We start from the raw sequence: 13,410 nt of genomic DNA on the forward strand, positions 1-13,410 counted from the left end.
GGTGAGTGATATGCAGGCGAAGGCTGGAGACTTCCTGGTCATCGCATCGAACCACCTCGAGGCGCCGCCCAGAGTCGGGTACATCCAGGAGGTCCACGGCGAGGACGGCTCGCCACCATATGTCGTCAAATGGGAGGAGGACGGCCGAACGACGATCGTCTTCCCCGGACCGGACGCACATATCGATCATCGCGGGTCCTCAACGACGCCGGCGTGAACGAACGCCCGGCGGCACTCCTCGGACCCGTCGACACCGCACAGGCAGGAGGACTCATGTTCACTGATCGCCGCCAGGCAGGCCACGCCCTCGCGGAGCGACTGCACGACCTCCGGGGCACCGACGCGGTCGTCCTGGGGCTGCCCCGCGGCGGGGTCCCCGTCGCGGCCGTCGTCGCCGAAGAACTCGATCTTCCACTGGATGTGATCGTGGTGCGCAAGCTCGGCATCCCCGGCCAGCCCGAGGTGGCGATGGGCGCCATCGGAGAGGGCGGCGCGGAGGTCATCAATCCGGCGATCATCTCCCGCGGCTGGATCTCCGAGGAGGAGGTCGAGACGATCGAGCAGGCCGAGCGCCAGGTGCTCGATCGACGGCTGACACTGCTGCGCGAAGGCCGGGAACCGATCGACCTGCGCGGCCGGACGGCGATCATCGCCGACGACGGAATCGCGACAGGCGCGACCGCCAAGGTGTCCTGCGTGGTCGCGCGCCGGCTCGGAGCGAGCGAAGTGGTCCTCGCCGCGCCGGTGATCTCCCACTGCAGCCCTGAACGAGCTCGAGGACGCCGACCGCGTCACCTGCGTCCTGCTGCCCCCGCGCTTCCAGGCGGTCGGTCAGTATTACGACGACTTCGGACAGACCGACGACGCCGAGGTGGTCCAGCTGCTGCACGAGGCGTCCCTGCGTCCGCGGCGGCCGCGCTCGCGGCAGCCCGATCCGTCCGATGCGCAGGCGGCCACGGACCTCCGGGCGATGGCGACGCCGCTCGCCTCGGACGCCGACCTCGATCGGTTGGCCGCGCGCGCCGCCCGATCACGCTTCATCTGCATCGGCGAGGCATCGCATGGCACCCACGAGTTCTACGCCTGGCGCGCCGCCCTGACCAAGCGACTGATCGAGCTCGGCGGCATCCGCTGGATCGGGGTGGAAGGCGACTGGCCCGACTGCTTCCGTATCGACCGCTGGGTGCGGGGACGCACCGAGCAGTGGGAGGACGCCCATCAGCTGCTCTCCGGCTTCGAACGGTGGCCACGATGGATGTGGGCGAACACCGATGTCGCGGAGTTCCTCGACTGGCTGCACCGCTGGAACCTGACCCGTCCGCCCCACGAGCGCGTGGGGTTCTACGGCCTGGACGTGTACTCGCTGTGGGAGTCACTCGAAGCGGTGATCGACTGGCTCGCCGCGAACGCTCCCGACGCGGTCCCGACCGCCCTGCGCGCGTGGCGCTGCTTCGAGCCGTACGGCGAGGACCCTCAGGACTATGCCTGGGCGACCCGCCTGGTCCCGGCGTCCTGCGAACCGGACGTGATCGCGTTGCTAACGTCGGTGCGCGAACGAGCGGGCCAGGCCGTCGCCGGCTTCGATGACGACGAGTCGCGTCTCAACGTGCTCCAGAACGCTCTGACAGCGGCCGACGCCGAGCATTACTACCGGGTCATGCTGCAGGGCGATCGGGAGTCGTGGAACATCCGCGACATCCACATGGCCGACACCGCCGACCGCCTCGCCGAGCACGCCGGCCCCGACACGCGGGGGATCGTGTGGGCGCACAACACCCATGTCGGAGACGCCCGCGGTACGACGATGGGCAACGACGGCATGGTCAACATCGGCGAGCTGCTCCGCGAGCGGCACGGCCTCGACGCGGTCTACCTGATCGGGTTCGCCACCCGCGGCGGCACCGTGCTGGCCAGCCGGTCGTGGGGCTCGACCGAGACCGTCTACCCGCTCCCGACCGCCCAGGCCGGCAGTCACGAGGATCTCCTCGGCCGGACCCTCCCGGAGGCGGCCGTGCTGCAGTTCTCCACGGCCGAGGGGACGGAATGGCTCGCCAGGCAGCGCGGGCATCGCGCTGTCGGAGTGGTGTACGACCCGCGCCGGGAATCCGGGAACTATGTTCCCACCGTCATGGGCCGGCGCTACGACGCGCTGCTCTGGATCCCGCAGACGACCGCGCTCACTCCGCTGTCGCACGAGCCGCGACCGGAGTCTCCGGAGCTGGAGACAGAGCCGTCGGGGTTCTGAGGGCGTCCCTGCGCAGAGCCTTCGTCCTGTTCGAAGAGCACGAGGGACGAATCCCGGGTGCGGGAGATGCCGCGCGTCTCCCACACCCGGTCGCGAACTCAGGCCGCTGCGGTCGCGCTCGTGTCGCTCATCTGCTCGAAAGCGGACTCGAGCGCGTCGTTCTCGGCATCCTTCTCGTCCGTGACACCCGTCTTCACGACCTTCTTCTCGGCCTTCGTCAGCAGCGCGTCGATGTCCAGCCCTTTCGGGTCCACGGCGATGATCAGAAGACCGGCCTGTCCCAGGGACAGCGTCGCTCCCATCTCCTCGATGGTGTCCTTGGGGATGTTCCGATAGAAGTGCCCGATGATCCCGCCCGCGCCGGCGAGCGCACCCGCCGTGGCGACCGCGCTCCCGCCCGCGATACCCGCGGCCAGGGTGGTTATCCCGAGCGGCGGGACGAGGACGACCAGGGAAGCCCCCACGATGGCGCCTCCCCAGGCAAGGTGCTTCGCGGTCGAGTCGTGGCGGTCCACAACAAGCTTGCCGTCCTCGTCTTTGGCGATCACGGCGATGGCGAGATGATCGAGCTCACCCTGATGCTTGGCGCCTCGAATGATCTCGTAATCCTCGACCGCGGCATCCCGCGAGGCATAGGTGGCGACGGCGACGGTCGTCGATTTCGTTGACATGGTTTTCTCCTCCCGTAGGCGTGACGCGGCAACGCTACGGCCCAGCGCGTCCAGACGCCCGGGCCGAAGGTCCCTCCTCTCGGGCGATCCTCACCTCGGCGGCCTCGGCCTGCGGTCCGGATCGGCGCAACCAGCCCGCCGTGGGGGCGTGGGCCGTCGGCATGTCAGCGGTCGACCACTGGCCAGCAGATCTGCGTACGCCATCGGGCGGGGTCGGGCTCCGACCCCGGATCGGAGAGATAGGACTCCCACATCACGTCACCCGGTGTGAGGTTCTGATCGCGGAAGTAGCGCTGTATGTCGGCGTACGCCTCCTGCAAGGTGTCGTACGAACCGACGTGGATCGCTTCGACGACACGTCCCCCGGGGAGGACGCCCGGGACGACGGCGCCGGACGGCTCGATCGGTGCCGATGCGGGAAATCCCGCTTCGACATCGACCACATCGGTCGGCATTCCGTAGTACTTGCCGAACGGGGGACCGGTCGGGTGGCGGCCCTGAGCGCTCAGCGCCGCCATAGTGTCGCGGAACGCCCGAGAGAAGAACGCCTGGAGCTCGTCCAGACGGACCTTCTCGCGGACGACCGCCGACGGCTGCTCGGTGTGTTCGGAAATCGAGATCGTAGTCATGGGACTGTGCACCTCCGCTGAGCCTGGATGAGGACCGTGAGCGCATCGTGTTCTGCAGCGCTACGGCGAGTGAAGCGTCCTCACGCGTGTGCGGGCAGGGCTGAAGGTCCCATCCATGGCTGAGGCAGATCGCGGGGAGGCCCCGACCGGCGGGCGAAGCACTACCCTGACCGTGACCGGTGCACCCGTGCCGGGCCAGGGGGTCACCGATGAACGTAGCCGGATCACAGGAGCAGCGTGTGCCTCTCTGGGCGCCCTACTACGGCGCGCCGTTCGCCGAGGCCTTCGTGCGGTTCTGGAAGAAGTACGCGCGCTTCGACGGGCGTGCCAGTCGGAGCGAGTACTGGTGGTGGGCGTTAGCCGACGCGCTGATCATCCTCGTCGTTTATGGGATCGTGCTGCTCGGCTCGCTGGTCGGATCGTCCGTCGATGCCGAGGGGAGCTTCAGACCGGGCCCCGGGGTCGTCGTCGGCATCGCTCTGCTCGTCGCGTGGTGGCTCGCGACGCTGATCCCCGGTCTCGCGCTCGCGGCGCGCCGGTTGCACGACGTCGACTTGAGCGGCCTGCTGCTGCTTCTGCTCCTCCTCCCGAGCCTGGGCGGATTCGCGATCTTCGTGATGACCCTCCTCCCCCCGAACCCGCGCGGAGCCCGTTTCGATCGCCCGGACGACGAGGTGCCGGGCTACACGGTGATCGTCCCCGGCGCGGGTCTCCAGCCGCGCGATTACGGCTGGCCTCAGGCACCGATTCCCTACGCTGGTCCGGCCGGCGGCCAACCCCTCTATGCGTCCCCGGAGCCACCGCGCGCACCCGAGACCCAGCAGGGTGAGCCTCCGGCTCAGCCTCCGGCACCTCCCCGCGACCCACCCACCGCCGAATAGCCACGCTGGGTCGGGGTCGTGACCTTCTCTTCGTCGTTCTGCGCGGAGCGCCGCATCTCCTGGAAGGCCGCGAACGTCTCAACGATCGTTGGTGGCGATCTCGACAAGCTTGCCGACTGCTTCAGGGAGTGTGGGAGCGGTGATCGTCAGTCCCGGTTTCCACCAGGGGGTCACAACGAACCCGGGGTCCGATCGCACGATTGTGCCTAAGCCCTCTGCCCCGTCGCCATCCTCCTCGAACAGGATGAAGGAACCGCCCTCGTAGAGGGTGAAGCGTCTGCCCCGAACCTCGAATTCATCAAGCCTGCTCAGCATGACTCTTCCCCGCCTTGCTGTTCACGCGCGCGGCTGGGCCGGATGAGGGGGACTCCCGCGGAGGGTTCGGGCTCGATACGACTCGGTCGCGTCTACCTACGTCAAAGATCAGGATACGATCGCGCCTGCCGGATGGAAACACCCGTTCAGACACGTTTTCGTATTTTGGATAGACGGTGCGCTTGTTGGCTCTCATCGCTTGAACTCACCGCCACGAACGGCGATGCACGTCTACCTACGCGGCATCGCCGCTCCCGGCGAGAGGCCACCGAAGCGTTCGACCCGTCCTGGTCCAGCGCGCAACGCGCCGATCAAGCTGAGACGGTTTCGCTGCCGACGATCAGTGAGTTACGTCCTGACAGAGGTCTGGTCTTCGCGTCGAATCCGTGCGCCTTGCGAGATGGGCTTGACCGTCATCACCACGGCAACCGTGGTAAGCCAGATCACGTACAGCGGGTAGGGCAGAAACGCCGATACCCACCCTCCGGGAGCCAACGGGCCGCCGTCGGCGACGATGCCGAACAGGGGCACCGCCTGAAGCACTGCTGCAGCGATGGAGAGCCAGCCGATCCAGGTCGCGAATGCGTGGCGTGTGAACACCAGGACAGCTACGGCGACCAGGGCGACGGCGAGCGGCAGGCCGGCCACGAGAAAGAGTGTGTCATCCAGTGCGGCGAGTGAGATCGATGGCGTTTCGAGCGTCAGCGCGTCCTGGACCGCCAGCGCGACAAGCGTGAGGGTGCTCGAGGCGGCGCCGGCCACGAGGACCAGTGTGGCGAGCGCTCCGTCGTTCCCCTCCCCCGTTGCGAGGCGGGATTTCAGCCCTGCGAGGAACCAGAGCAGGAAGGCGGCGCCGAGAACGAATAGCAGAGTCTGCATGCGCACGGCGGCCGCTTGCTCCTGGAAGTGCCGGATCGTCGCCTGATCGGTGCCGCCCCGCGCGACACCGCGTTCGAACACTTCTGCCACGAGAGCGATCGCCACCGAGACCAAGCCGGCGACCCCGCCCTGACGTTCCACGCTCCACACCATTGTGCGATCATCGACCGCCGTGGAGCGTGGCCGATAGGGCCCAAGGACTCTATCGGCTATGGGTGCGAGTCCGGGGCATGCGCTCGTATTACCGCAGAGCCGAGGCGCGCACTCGCCGTCAGACCGTCGCCCCGAGCGCCTTGGCTTTGAGAGTCTCGAACTCGGCAGGCGTGATGGCCCCGCTGTCGAGGAGCTGCTTGCCCGCCTCGATCTCGCTCGCCGGCGAACTGCTCCCCGCCACAGAGCGGATGTAGTCGTTGGACTGCGCCTGCGCCTGCCTCGCTCCGGCCATGCTGCGCTGCGCCATCCTTCCACCGCGCGCGATCAGATAGATGAAAGCTGCCAGGAATGGCGCGACGACGAGGAACAGCACCCACAAGGCCTTCGCCCAACCGTTGAGCTCCGGGTCGCGGAAGAGGTCGATGAAGACCCGGATGAAGATCGAGATGCAGACGACCACGAGGTAGAACCAGAAGGACCAGACCAGGAAATCCCAGAAAGTCATAGCGATGCCGCTCCTCCCGCGAGGCGGGGATCGCTTCGCGTGGCCGAACCGTACGACCACGAGCGGGCCCGTGGCTAGACCGGAATCGGGTCATACACGGAACGGCGCCGACGGCAAGGCCCTGGAAGACCGCTGACTCCCCCTCTACTGTGTGCGCTCCCGGTACCACGAAGGAGCCCGAAGCAGTGACCGAGAACAGCGCCGTGACCGAGCAGACGAGCACGCCCCCCGCCGGCCGACGACGAAGCTGGAGCGACCTGCATCAGAAGTTCGTCGTCGAGGAACGGTATCTCCCGGCGGAGACGCGCCGGAGGCTCTACGTCACGTCGGGAGTTCTGATCGCTGTCGGGTTGACCGCGTTCCTCGTCCTGCTGGTGAACGTGATGACGCACACCGGGTTCGAGCGCCTGGACGTCCCCGTCGAGCGCTGGTTCGACGCTCAGCGGACGCCCGAGATGACGGGGTTCATGATCGTGCTGGCGATCGTCTTCGGGCCGATCGCGATGCCCATCATCGTGCTCGTCACGGTGGTGATCTGGACCGTGACCGCGCGGCACGCGTGGCGACCGCTGATGCTCGCGGCCGGGATGCTCGTCGGGGTCGGGCTCGCCCAGGTTCTCGCCCCGATCGTGCGGCACCCGCGTCCTCCGCTCGGGCTGATGCTGTTCGGCCCCGACCGCACGTACTCGTTCCCGTCGGGGCACGTGCTCGGCACATCCGACTTCCTGCTGATCCTCGCCTTCCTGGTGGCCAGCCGAATCCAGCGGAAGGCCTTCACGGTGGCGGCGCTCGTCGTCGCGGTCGCCGGCATCGCCATCCAGGTGGCCAGCAGGCTCTACCTCGGCTACCACTGGGTCAGCGACACGACGTCGTCGGTCGCGCTGTCGCTCGCCGTCCTCGGCGCAGTGATCGCCGTCGACACCCGCCGCACCGTGCGTGTCGAAGGCGAGAAGGTGGAGGGCGAGATGTCGCAGAAGCAGGTCCACGGCACCTGATCGCCGGCCGGCTTCGCGTCGGAACCTGAAGAACCCCGGATTCGATCGGATCCGGAGGTCCTGTGCCGCTGCCCGGTTCAGTCCAGGAGGTCGGCCCAGAGGGCGGTGGAGATGTAGCGTTCGCCGGTGTCGCAGACGATGGCGACGATGGTCTTGCCGGCGTTCTCGGGGCGGGCGGCGACCTGGAGGGCGGCCCAGATGATGGCGCCGGAGGAGATCCCGGCGAGGATGCCCTCTTCGGAGGCGAGCTTCTTGGCGATGTCGAGGGAGTCCTCGAAGGACACGTCGATGACCTCGTCGTAGACGCCGGTGTCCAGGATCTCGGGGACAAAGTTCGCGCCGAGGCCCTGGATCTTGTGCGGGCCGGGCGCGCCGCCGTTGAGGATCGGGGAGTCGGCCGGTTCGACGGCGATGACCTGCACGTCGGGCTTGCGCTCCTTCAGCACCTGGCCGACGCCGGTGATGGTGCCGCCGGTGCCGACGCCGGAGACGAAGATGTCGACGCCGCCGTCGGTGTCTGCCCAGATCTCCTCGGCGGTGGTGGCGCGGTGGATGGCGGGGTTGGCGGCGTTGGCGAACTGCTGCGCCCAGATGGCGTTGTCGTTCTCGGCGACGATCTTCTTCGCCGCCTCCACCGCCCCACGCATGCCCTCGGGGCCGGGGGTGAGGACGATCTCGGCGCCGAACGCGCGCAGCAGCACCCGCCGTTCCTTCGACATGGTCTCCGGCATGGTCAGGATGACCTTATAGCCGCGGGCGGCGCCGACCATGGCCAGGGCGATGCCGGTGTTGCCGCTGGTGCCCTCCACGATGATCCCGCCCGGGCGCAGCGCCCCGGCCTTCTCGGCGGCGTCGATGATGGAGACGCCGATGCGGTCCTTCACACTGGCGGCGGGGTTGAAGAACTCCAGCTTCGCCAGCACGGTCGCGCCGGTGCCGGCGGCGAGCCTGTTCAGCTTGACGAGCGGAGTGCGTCCGACGGTTTCGGTGATGTTCTCATAGACCTGTGCTGGCATGGTTCTCTTTCTGATGCGTTCGGATTCGTGGGTGGCGGTGGTCAGGCCCGCTCGACCGGGCGGTCGAGAGCACGCAGACGTGCGGTCTGGAGGTCGTCGACGATCGCGGCGGCGGCGCGCGCACCGTTGCCCGCCGCGATGATCATCTGCTGCGGGCCGGGCACGACGACGTCGCCGGCCGCGTACACGCCGGGGATCGAGGTTCGGCCGCCATCGTCCGCGATCAGGAAGCCGTCCGCCGACTCGGCCGGGTGGATGTCGTCGATGAAACCGGTCGCGACCTTCCATTCGGGGCGCACGAACCCGCCGGCGATCGCGACGGAGCGGCCGTCCTCGAGCAGGACCGAGCGGACGGCGCCGCGCTCCCCCTCCAGATCGGCGATGCGCGTGCGCTCCACGCGGATGCCCAGCGCCTCCAGCGACGTCTCCTCCTCGGCGGTGACGGCCGGGGCCGCGTTGGTGAAGACGGTGAGTTCGGTCGTCCAGCGGGCGAGGTGAACCGCGCGGCGGGCGACGTCCGGCGTCTCGCCGATGAGCGCCAGCGGCCGGCCGCGGAGGTCCCAGGCGTCGCACGCGACGCAGCTGAAGACGCTCATCCCGTAGTAGGAGCGGATGCTCGGCAGCGCGGGCAGCGTCTCGGTCAGGCCGGTCGTCAGGAGGATGGCGCCGGCGGAGACCGCGCACTGCTCCCCCGGCGCGCGGCCGGCGATCTCCACAATGAAGCCGTCGCCCTGCCTCCGGACGGCGGTCACCGACCGCCGCTCCAGGTGCTCGACGTTCTCGTACGCGGCCAGCTCCGCCTTGGCCAGCGCGCGCAACTCGGTCGGGCGGATCCCGTCCCGGGTCAGGAAGCCGTGCGAGCGGAGCGTCGCCGAGTTCCGCGGACGGCTCGCGTCCACGAGGACGACGTCCACCAGGGCACGGGCGAGGTTGAGGGTGGCGGAGAGCCCGGCGGGGCCGCCGCCGATGACGACCACGTCAGGCATGCGCGCCTTCCCACGACAGCTCGCCCTGCGGCGGCAACGCGGCGATCAGCGGGTGGTCGTACGGTTGCGGACCGACCTTGGCGGCCCCGCCCGGGTTGCCGAGTTCGGTGAAGAACTCGACGTTCGCTGCGTGGTAGTCGGCCCACTCCTCCGGCAGGTCGTCCTCGTAGTAGATCGCCTCTACCGGGCAGACCGGCTCGCAGGCTCCGCAGTCGACGCACTCCTCGACGTTGATGTAGAGGGAGCGCTCGCCTTCGTAGATGCAGTCGACCGGGCACTCGTCGATGCAGGCGCGGTCCTTCACGTCCACGCACGGCAGCGCGATCACGTACGTCATCGGACGATCACTTCGCGGTTGGAGATCGCGACCTGCTCGTCGCGCGGGACGACCTTCACGCGCTCGCGCACGATGTCGCCCGCGAAGCCCTCGCCGAGGGCGCGCTCGTGCGCGTCCAGCGCGAGCCAGCCCTCCCAGGTGGTGTAGCGGACGCCGCGGGACTCCAGGAAGTCGAGCACGGCCTCCTCACCGGGCCGCGCGTCAGTGGCAAGAGCGGCGTGATCCTCCAGCAGCTTCTCGATGGTCTCGCCGGCATCGCCTTTGGTGTGGCCGATGAGGCCGACCGGGCCGCGTTTGATCCAGCCGGTCGTGTACAGCCCGGCCACGGGCTCGTCGCCGTCGAGGACGCGGCCACCGTCGTTCGGGATGACCCCCGCAGCGGCGTCGAACGGCACGTCGCGAACCGGAGTGCCGCGGTAGCCGATCGCCCGGTACACGGCCTGCACGCCGTACTCGACGAACTCGCCGGTGCCGCGGATACCGCCCTCGCCGTCGGGTTCGGTGCGTTCGAAGCGGATGCCGGTGACGGACTGCTCGCCGAGCACCTCGACCGGCCGGTGCCAGAAGTGCAGGTGCAGGCGACGGGGCGCGCCCGTGGGCTCGCGGTCGCGCCAGGACTGCAGGATGCGCGCCATCACCTTGGCCTGGTTGCCGGCCGCGCGCCGCTCCCCGGTCGTCACGTCGTCGCCTGCACGGTCGAAGTCCTCGTCGTACAGCACGATGTCGACCCCGGGCACCTCGCCCAACTCGCGCAGCTCGATCGGGGTGAACTTGATGTCCTCCGGGCCGCGGCGGCCGAAGACGTGCACGTCCTCGACGGGCGAGGCGAGCAGACCGGCGTGCACGTTGTCCGGGATGTCGGTGGTCAGCAGGTCGGCCGGGTGCTTGGCGAGCACGCGGGCGACGTCCAGCGCGACGTTGCCGTTGCCGAGCACGGCGAGCTGCCTCGCGTCGAGCGGCCAGTGCCGGGGCACGTCGGGGTGGCCGTCGTACCAGGAGACGAAGTCCGCCGCTCCGAAGCTTCCGGGGAGGTCGAGGCCCGGCAACTCGACGACCGCGTCGCGCTGGGCTCCGGTGGCGAAGATCACCGCATGGTAGAGCGACTGGAGCTCGTCCACGGTGATGTCGGCGCCGACCTCCACGTTGCCGATCAGTCGCACCGAGCCGTCCGCGAGCATGTCGTGCAGCGAGGTCACGATCCCTTTGATGCGCGGGTGGTCGGGCGCGACGCCGTAGCGGATGAGCCCGTAGGGCGCGGGCAGCGACTCGAACAGGTCGACGCGGACGTCGATGCCGGCCTCGGCGGCGCGGGTGCGCAGGATGTTGCCGGCGTAGATTCCGGCGGGTCCGGCGCCGACGACGGCGACGCGGAACGGTCGGGACATGGGCAATGCCTCTCTATACGGTGCGGTGCTGTGCTGCAGGAATGGGAAGGAGGTCGGGGTCGGCCAGCCGGACGACGTCGCCGACGACGATCACGGCAGGCGAGCGGACGCCGCGCGCGGCGGCGTCCGCGGCGATGCTGCCGAGCGTGCCGATGGTGACGCGCTGGCCGTCGCCGTAGCCGTCCTCCACGATGGCGACCGGGCAGTCCGCGCCGCGGCGTCCGGCAGCAAGGGTCGCCGCGGTGGCCGCGAGGCCCGAGACGCCCATCAGCAGCACGACCGTGTGCTCGGGGCCGCCGGGGACCTCGTCGATGTCGGTGTGCGCGGAGAGGACGGTGAAGCCGGCGGCGACGCCACGGTGGGTGACCGGGATGCCGGCGATCGACGGGACGGCGATCGCGCTGGTCACGCCGGGCACGACCTCCACCGGGATGCCGGCCGCGCGGCAGAATTCGGCCTCCTCGCCGCCGCGGCCGAAGACGAACGGGTCGCCGCCTTTCAGTCGCACGACGCGCTTGCCCGCGCGGGCGTGCTCGACCAGGAGCTCGTTGATGCGCGACTGCGGAACGGGGTGATGGTGCGGCTGCTTGCCGACGTCGATCACCTCGGTGTCGGGGCCGAGGTCGTCGAGCAGCGCGCGGGGGCCGAGGCGGTCGGCGATGACGACGTCCGCTGCGGTCAGCAGCTGCCGGCCGCGGACGGTGATCAGGTCGGGGTGGCCGGGGCCGCCGCCGACCAGAGCGACGGAGCCGTGGGCTTGCGTGTTCATCGGATTCCTCCGGTCAGGCCGCGGCGGCGGAGCAGCGTCCGCTCGATCGGGGCGAAGAGGGCGAGCTCGATCACGATGCCCACGACCAGGATGGTCAGGATCGTGGCGAGCACGGTCGGCAGGTCCGCGAGCTCCCGGCTCTGCTCCAGCATGGAGCCCAGCCCGAAGCCGAGCGAGCCCGCGATGATCTCCGCCGCCATGAGCGAGCGCCAGGCGAACGCCCAGCCCTGCCGCAGCCCGGCGACATAGCCGGGAAGCGCTGCGGGGAAGAGGATCCGGGTCTGCAACTGTCGGCGGTTCGCTCCGAGGACGACGCCGACGCGACGCAGCTGCGGTGGCACCTGGTCGATCCCGGCGAGGAGGCCGTTGACGATCGAGGGGACGGCGCCGAGCAGCACCACGAAGTACACGGCCGCATCGGTCAGCCCGAACCAGAGGATCGCGGCGGGCACCCACGCGACCGACGGCAGCACCTGGAGGCCGGAGAGGATCGGGCCGACCGCGCGGCGCAGCCAGCGCACCTCCGCCAGCAGCAGTCCGAGCGGGGTGGCGATCAGGATCGCGAGCAGGAACCCGAAGCCGCCGCGCCCGAGGCTGGTGCCGATGGCCGTGGCCAGATGGCCGGAGGCCGCCGCGCTGCCGATCGCGTCGAGGACGTCGGCGGGCCCGGGGTAGAGGTCGGGGCGCGGGTGGGCGATGACGGTGTAGAGCTGCCAGACGATCAGCGCCGCGAGCACGAACACCGTGGTCGGGACGATGGCACGGGCGATCCGGCGGGCTCGGCGGGGCGCCGCGTCGCGGGTGGTCTGGAGGGAGTCGAGCCCGGCCTCCAGGGCGTGCAGCTCGACGGTTCCGGAGTGCGGGCGCTCGATGGTGGGGACGGCAGTCGTCTCAAGCGGCATTGCGGATCAGCTCCTCTCGCAGCCGGCCGGTGATCTCGTCGTCCAGGCGGGCGGCCTCGACGGGGTCGGCGCCGGCGCGGACGGGCGCCGGGACCTCCCACTCAGCGGCGACGCGGCCGGGCCGCGAGCTGAGCAGCACGATGCGCTGCCCGAGGCGGAGGGCCTCCCGGACGTTGTGGGTGACGAAGACGATGGTGCGGCCGGTCTGCCGCCAGATCCGCTCCAGCTCGACGTGGAGCAGGTCGCGGGTGATCGCGTCGACCGCGGCGAACGGCTCGTCCATCAGCAGCACGTGCCGGTCCTGCGCGAGCGCGCGGGCGAGGGCGACGCGCTGCCGCATCCCGCCGGAGAGCTCGTGCGGGCGGCGGTCGGCGGCGTGCGACAGCGAGACCAGGGCCAGCAGCTCGTCGACGCGGGCGCGGCGACGCTCGCGCGGCACGCCGGCGAGGTCGAGGGCGAGCTCGACGTTGCGGCGGGCGGTCAGCCAGGGCAGGAGCGCCGCATCCTGGAACATCATGGCGACGGGCCCGCTCGGCACGGCGATCTCCCCCGCGGTCGACTCCTCCAGCCCGGCGATGAGGTTCAGGATGGTCGACTTGCCGCAGCCGGACGCCCCGAGCAGGCAGACGAACTCGCCGTCGCCGACGCGCAGGTCCACCCCATCGAGCACGACGGGCGCGTGCGCGCCGAAGCGCTTGCTCACCCCCGCGAGCGTGACGGCGGTGCGGTCGAGGTCGGTCAT

Annotated in this window: 16 protein-coding genes and 1 pseudogene; 5 read left to right on the forward strand and 12 right to left on the reverse strand. The window is 69.9% G+C overall.

Translation table 11 applies throughout. The annotated features are described in order from the left end of the window. Nucleotides 1-10: 10 nt before the first annotated feature. The 3 genes and pseudogenes from AC1ROW_RS08240 to AC1ROW_RS08250 all read left to right on the forward strand — a co-directional run bounded on the left by AC1ROW_RS08240 (nt 11) and on the right by AC1ROW_RS08250 (nt 2,245). Nucleotides 11-217 carry a DUF1918 domain-containing protein gene (locus AC1ROW_RS08240; RefSeq protein ID WP_493018396.1) on the forward strand — a complete coding sequence of 69 codons (207 nt, stop codon included), beginning with the start codon at nt 11-13 and terminating at the stop codon, nt 215-217. Between the two features lie 56 nt (nt 218-273). Further along, nucleotides 274-690, forward strand: a pseudogene (locus AC1ROW_RS08245) (phosphoribosyltransferase); the annotation flags it as partial. Between the two features lie 181 nt (nt 691-871). Continuing rightward, the gene (locus AC1ROW_RS08250) at nt 872-2,245 is read left to right on the forward strand and encodes an erythromycin esterase family protein (protein WP_493018397.1); all 1,374 of its coding nucleotides are present in this window, start codon (nt 872-874) and stop codon (nt 2,243-2,245) included. A gap of 98 nt (nt 2,246-2,343) precedes the next feature. Here the strand turns inward: AC1ROW_RS08250 and AC1ROW_RS08255 are convergent, their stop codons facing one another. Continuing rightward, the gene (locus AC1ROW_RS08255) at nt 2,344-2,916 is read right to left on the reverse strand and encodes a hypothetical protein (RefSeq protein WP_493018398.1); all 573 of its coding nucleotides are present in this window, start codon (nt 2,914-2,916) and stop codon (nt 2,344-2,346) included. Nucleotides 2,917-3,080: 164 nt separating this feature from the next. Continuing rightward, entirely contained in the window at nt 3,081-3,545 is a 465-nt protein-coding gene (locus AC1ROW_RS08260) for a GyrI-like domain-containing protein (protein ID WP_493018399.1), read from the reverse strand. A 239-nt stretch (nt 3,546-3,784) separates the two neighbouring features. Here AC1ROW_RS08260 and AC1ROW_RS08265 point away from each other — a divergent pair, with 239 nt between their 5' ends. Continuing rightward, complete coding sequence (locus tag AC1ROW_RS08265; RefSeq protein ID WP_493018400.1) at nt 3,785-4,426, forward strand: DUF805 domain-containing protein; 642 nt, start codon at nt 3,785-3,787, stop codon at nt 4,424-4,426. Nucleotides 4,427-4,504: 78 nt separating this feature from the next. Here the strand turns inward: AC1ROW_RS08265 and AC1ROW_RS08270 are convergent, their stop codons facing one another. The 3 genes from AC1ROW_RS08270 to AC1ROW_RS08280 all read right to left on the reverse strand — a co-directional run bounded on the left by AC1ROW_RS08270 (nt 4,505) and on the right by AC1ROW_RS08280 (nt 6,278). Then, entirely contained in the window at nt 4,505-4,741 is a 237-nt protein-coding gene (locus AC1ROW_RS08270; protein WP_493018401.1) for a hypothetical protein, read from the reverse strand. Between the two features lie 348 nt (nt 4,742-5,089). Continuing rightward, nucleotides 5,090-5,773, reverse strand: coding sequence for a hypothetical protein (locus AC1ROW_RS08275; RefSeq protein WP_493018402.1), 684 nt, complete (start codon nt 5,771-5,773; stop codon nt 5,090-5,092). Between the two features lie 118 nt (nt 5,774-5,891). Then, the gene (locus tag AC1ROW_RS08280; RefSeq protein WP_493018403.1) at nt 5,892-6,278 is read right to left on the reverse strand and encodes an SHOCT domain-containing protein; all 387 of its coding nucleotides are present in this window, start codon (nt 6,276-6,278) and stop codon (nt 5,892-5,894) included. 185 nt (nt 6,279-6,463) lie between these two features. On the opposite strand from AC1ROW_RS08280, the gene AC1ROW_RS08285 reads away from it, so the two are divergent. Continuing rightward, entirely contained in the window at nt 6,464-7,273 is an 810-nt protein-coding gene (locus AC1ROW_RS08285) for a phosphatase PAP2 family protein (protein WP_493018404.1), read from the forward strand. Between the two features lie 77 nt (nt 7,274-7,350). Here the strand turns inward: AC1ROW_RS08285 and cysK are convergent, their stop codons facing one another. From cysK to AC1ROW_RS08320, 7 genes are read right to left on the reverse strand one after another with little or no spacing between them, the layout of a single operon-like run. Further along, entirely contained in the window at nt 7,351-8,289 is a 939-nt protein-coding gene (cysK, locus tag AC1ROW_RS08290; RefSeq protein ID WP_493018405.1) for a cysteine synthase A, read from the reverse strand. Between the two features lie 41 nt (nt 8,290-8,330). After that, a complete protein-coding gene (locus AC1ROW_RS08295) occupies nt 8,331-9,275 on the reverse strand; it encodes an NAD(P)/FAD-dependent oxidoreductase (RefSeq protein ID WP_493018406.1) in 945 nt (314 codons plus the stop codon). Next, a complete protein-coding gene (gene fdxA, locus AC1ROW_RS08300) occupies nt 9,268-9,612 on the reverse strand; it encodes a ferredoxin (RefSeq protein WP_493018407.1) in 345 nt (114 codons plus the stop codon). Before fdxA ends, AC1ROW_RS08295 begins: the two co-directional genes overlap by 8 nt. Next, nucleotides 9,609-10,997: an FAD-dependent oxidoreductase gene (locus AC1ROW_RS08305; RefSeq protein WP_493018408.1), complete on the reverse strand. Its 1,389-nt coding sequence runs from the start codon at nt 10,995-10,997 to the stop codon at nt 9,609-9,611. The genes fdxA and AC1ROW_RS08305 overlap by 4 nt, the downstream gene beginning before the upstream one ends. Nucleotides 10,998-11,010: 13 nt before the next feature. Next, a complete protein-coding gene (cobA, locus tag AC1ROW_RS08310; RefSeq protein WP_493018409.1) occupies nt 11,011-11,766 on the reverse strand; it encodes a uroporphyrinogen-III C-methyltransferase in 756 nt (251 codons plus the stop codon). After that, nucleotides 11,763-12,668, reverse strand: coding sequence for an ABC transporter permease (locus AC1ROW_RS08315; RefSeq protein WP_493018410.1), 906 nt, complete (start codon nt 12,666-12,668; stop codon nt 11,763-11,765). Before AC1ROW_RS08315 ends, cobA begins: the two co-directional genes overlap by 4 nt. After that, nucleotides 12,658-13,410, reverse strand: coding sequence for an ABC transporter ATP-binding protein (locus tag AC1ROW_RS08320; RefSeq protein WP_493018411.1), 753 nt, complete (start codon nt 13,408-13,410; stop codon nt 12,658-12,660). The genes AC1ROW_RS08315 and AC1ROW_RS08320 overlap by 11 nt, the downstream gene beginning before the upstream one ends.

It is taken from the genome of Leifsonia sp. GW821-FHT13C09, from assembly GCF_058806435.1.

Excerpts from the sequence above, each read along its gene's own strand:
- AC1ROW_RS08240 (WP_493018396.1), top strand. The coding sequence starts at position 11 with ATGCAGGCGAAGGCTGGAGACTTCCTGGTCATCGCATCGAACCACCTC.
- AC1ROW_RS08255 (WP_493018398.1), bottom strand. The coding sequence starts at position 2,916 with ATGTCAACGAAATCGACGACCGTCGCCGTCGCCACCTATGCCTCGCGG.
- AC1ROW_RS08260 (WP_493018399.1), bottom strand. The coding sequence starts at position 3,545 with ATGACTACGATCTCGATTTCCGAACACACCGAGCAGCCGTCGGCGGTC.
- AC1ROW_RS08270 (WP_493018401.1), bottom strand. The coding sequence starts at position 4,741 with ATGCTGAGCAGGCTTGATGAATTCGAGGTTCGGGGCAGACGCTTCACC.
- AC1ROW_RS08275 (WP_493018402.1), bottom strand. The coding sequence starts at position 5,773 with ATGGTGTGGAGCGTGGAACGTCAGGGCGGGGTCGCCGGCTTGGTCTCG.
- AC1ROW_RS08280 (WP_493018403.1), bottom strand. The coding sequence starts at position 6,278 with ATGACTTTCTGGGATTTCCTGGTCTGGTCCTTCTGGTTCTACCTCGTG.
- cysK (WP_493018405.1), bottom strand. The coding sequence starts at position 8,289 with ATGCCAGCACAGGTCTATGAGAACATCACCGAAACCGTCGGACGCACT.
- AC1ROW_RS08295 (WP_493018406.1), bottom strand. The coding sequence starts at position 9,275 with ATGCCTGACGTGGTCGTCATCGGCGGCGGCCCCGCCGGGCTCTCCGCC.
- fdxA (WP_493018407.1), bottom strand. The coding sequence starts at position 9,612 with ATGACGTACGTGATCGCGCTGCCGTGCGTGGACGTGAAGGACCGCGCC.
- AC1ROW_RS08305 (WP_493018408.1), bottom strand. The coding sequence starts at position 10,997 with ATGTCCCGACCGTTCCGCGTCGCCGTCGTCGGCGCCGGACCCGCCGGA.
- cobA (WP_493018409.1), bottom strand. The coding sequence starts at position 11,766 with ATGAACACGCAAGCCCACGGCTCCGTCGCTCTGGTCGGCGGCGGCCCC.
- AC1ROW_RS08315 (WP_493018410.1), bottom strand. The coding sequence starts at position 12,668 with ATGCCGCTTGAGACGACTGCCGTCCCCACCATCGAGCGCCCGCACTCC.
- AC1ROW_RS08320 (WP_493018411.1), bottom strand. The coding sequence starts at position 13,410 with ATGACCGACCTCGACCGCACCGCCGTCACGCTCGCGGGGGTGAGCAAG.